Origin of the sequence: Spirillospora sp. NPDC049652 (genome assembly GCF_040675125.1) — a bacterium.
Taxonomy (GTDB): domain Bacteria; phylum Actinomycetota; class Actinomycetes; order Streptosporangiales; family Streptosporangiaceae; genus Spirillospora.
In genome coordinates this window covers 1-2,513 of record NZ_JBFAOF010000997.1, presented here as the reverse complement: position 1 = coordinate 2,513, position 2,513 = coordinate 1, and the positions used below count along the sequence as shown (strand labels likewise).

The following is a 2,513-nucleotide window of genomic DNA, read 5'->3' as shown; positions in this document are numbered from 1 at the left end:
CCGCGGGCGGCGCGTCCACCAGCGCCCGGCGCGAACGGCGGTCCACCCGCCACAGCGCGCCGGCCTCCGCCACGTCACCGTCGAAGATCTTTCGCCCGGCGCGCATCATCACACCGCGGTCGCACAGCTGGGTGAGCATCGCGATGTCGTGCGCGACGATCACCATCGTGCGGCCCTCGCCCCGCAGCTCCCGGATGCGGTCGAGGCACTTCTCCCGGAACGGCGGGTCGCCGACCGCGAGCACCTCGTCGATCAGGAAGATGTCCGGTTCGGTGTGCGCTGCGATGGAGAACGCCAGCCGCATGAACATGCCGGACGAGTAGAACTTGACCTGGTTGTCCAGGAACCGGCTGACTCCGGAGAACTCGACGATCTGGTCGAACCGGGCCTTGGTCTCGTGGTCGCCCATGCCGAGGATCGCGGCGTTCAGGTAGACGTTCTCGCGGCCGGTCAGCTCGGGGTGCAGTCCCGCGCCGACGTCGATCAGCCCGGCGACGCGCCCGTCGACCAGCACCCTGCCGGAGTCCGGCCGCATCACCCCCGACATCATCTTCAGCAGGGTCGACTTGCCGGAGCCGTTCAGCCCCATCAGCGCGACGGTCTCGCCGGGATAGACCACCAGGCTCACGTCGTCCAGCGCGCTGAAGCTCTCCGACAGGCTCTGCCGCTGGAAGGCGCGGACGGTCATCTCCTTGATCGACCGGGCGTGCCGCAGCGTGAACCGCTTGCTCACCGAGTCGATCACGATGGACGGCGCGGTCATCTCACAGCTCCTCGGCGAACCGGCGCTGCGCGCGGGCGAACAGGAACTGGCCGAACGCCAGGACCAGCAGCGACGCCGCGAGGGCGAACGACGCGCGGTCGAGCATGTGCGGCGGGAAGACGAACGACCGGGTCGTCCCCGGGTACCAGAACGCGCGCTGGAACAGGCTGACCGCCGAGACCAGCGGGTTGGCCAGGTAGAGGTCCAGCACCCACTGCGGGGCCTTGGCCCGGACGTGCGTCCAGGGGTAGATCATCGGCACCGACCAGGTGATGACGATCATCAGGATGTCCACGACCTGCTCCAGGTCGCGGAAGAACACGTTCACCGCCGCGCAGATCAGCCCGAGCCCGAGCCCGAACGACACGACCAGGGCGAACGCGATCGCCGCGCCGAACAGGCCGTCCGGGGTGGGCCGCCAGCCGTAGGCGACCGCCACCCCGAACAGGATGCCGAGCCCCGGCAGGAAGTGGACGAGCGAGACCAGCAGCGACGCCGCCGGGAACATCTCGCGCGGCAGGAAGACCTTGCGGACGAGCGGGGCGTTGCCGGTCACCGAGCGGGTGCAGGCGTGCAGCGTCTCGGTGAACAGGTTGACCAGCACCATCCCGGAGAACAGGTAGACCGGGAAGTCCTCGACCGCCTTGTTCACGCCCAGGAAGACGCCGACGATGGAGAAGTACACGCCGAAGTGGACGGCCGGGCGCACGTACGACCAGCCGAGACCGAGCAGCGACCCCTTGTAGCGGGCCTTCAGCTCCCGGCGCACCAGCAGCCGCAGCAGGTACCGGCGGCGGAAGACCTGCTCCAGTCCGCCGCCGGCCTCCGGCGGCCGCATCCCGGCCAGGTCCTCGGCCGTGAGCCGTGCGGGGTCCCGGATGAGCTCCCCGTCCTCGGCGGGCGCGAGCGGGGCGGGGGCGACCGCGGCAGACACGGGCGGCGGCGCCGATGGGACCGGCGGCGCGGGCGGCATCGGTGGCGCGTCCTGCGGCGGCGCGTCCCGCGGCGGCGCGTCCCGCGGCGGCGCGTCGTGCGGCGGCGCGTCCCGCGGCGGCGCGTCGTGCGGCGGCGCGTCGTGCGGCGGCTCGCCATACGGTGGCGCGTCCGCCGGTCCCGCCGGCGGCTCGAAGCTCACGGGGGCGGGGACGAAGGTCTCGAACGGGGCTCGTGTCGGTGGCACTGGCGGTGTGAAGGGAGCGGGGTCGGGGGTGAAGAGGATGCCGGGGTCGGATTCGGGTTCCGGGACACGGGCGTGGCGACCGGGGCCGGGCATCTGATCCGGCGGAGGCACGGCCGGGGGCGGGCCGCCCGGGATGAACTCTTCGCGCCGCGGATACGGGTCGTCCGGCGAGCGGGTGGAGGTCACGGCCATCAGCCGTCCGCGGCCGGGGGCGCCGCCGGCGTGGCGGAGGCGGGGTTCGCCTCGAACGTGCGCCGCCAGGTCTCGGGGGCGGTCAGCTCCGGCAGCGCGGCCCGGTACTGGACGGCGAGCTCCGGCCACTCGCGGCCGAGGCGGGCGTGCAGCGCCGAGGCGCGCGTCATGATCCGGCGGAACCGGTCCGGGTCGCGCCGGTACCAGGCGACCTTCGTGCCGTCGGCGGAGGAGACCAGGGCGCTGTCGAACTTGGACAGCACGCCCCAGTGCCGGTCCACGTGCGGGACGACGATCTGCGGGTTGCCCTCGGCCCCGGCGTCCAGCGGCCGGAGCTGGCGCAGCGCGCCGAGCGCGGCCCGGGTGAGCACCTCGGCC

At 73.0% G+C, this 2,513-nt stretch carries 2 protein-coding genes and 1 pseudogene; all 3 read right to left on the bottom strand.

Annotated features, from left to right (window positions below):
- Positions 1-763 (bottom strand): ABC transporter ATP-binding protein (locus tag AB0J52_RS35990; RefSeq protein WP_500187387.1); only part of this gene is annotated, 763 nt, incomplete at its 3' end.
- Between the two features lies 1 nt (position 764).
- Positions 765-1,697, bottom strand: a complete 933-nt coding sequence (locus AB0J52_RS35985) for an ABC transporter permease (protein ID WP_500187386.1) — start codon at positions 1,695-1,697, stop codon at positions 765-767.
- A gap of 437 nt (positions 1,698-2,134) precedes the next feature.
- Positions 2,135-2,513, bottom strand: a pseudogene (locus AB0J52_RS35980) (hypothetical protein); the annotation flags it as partial.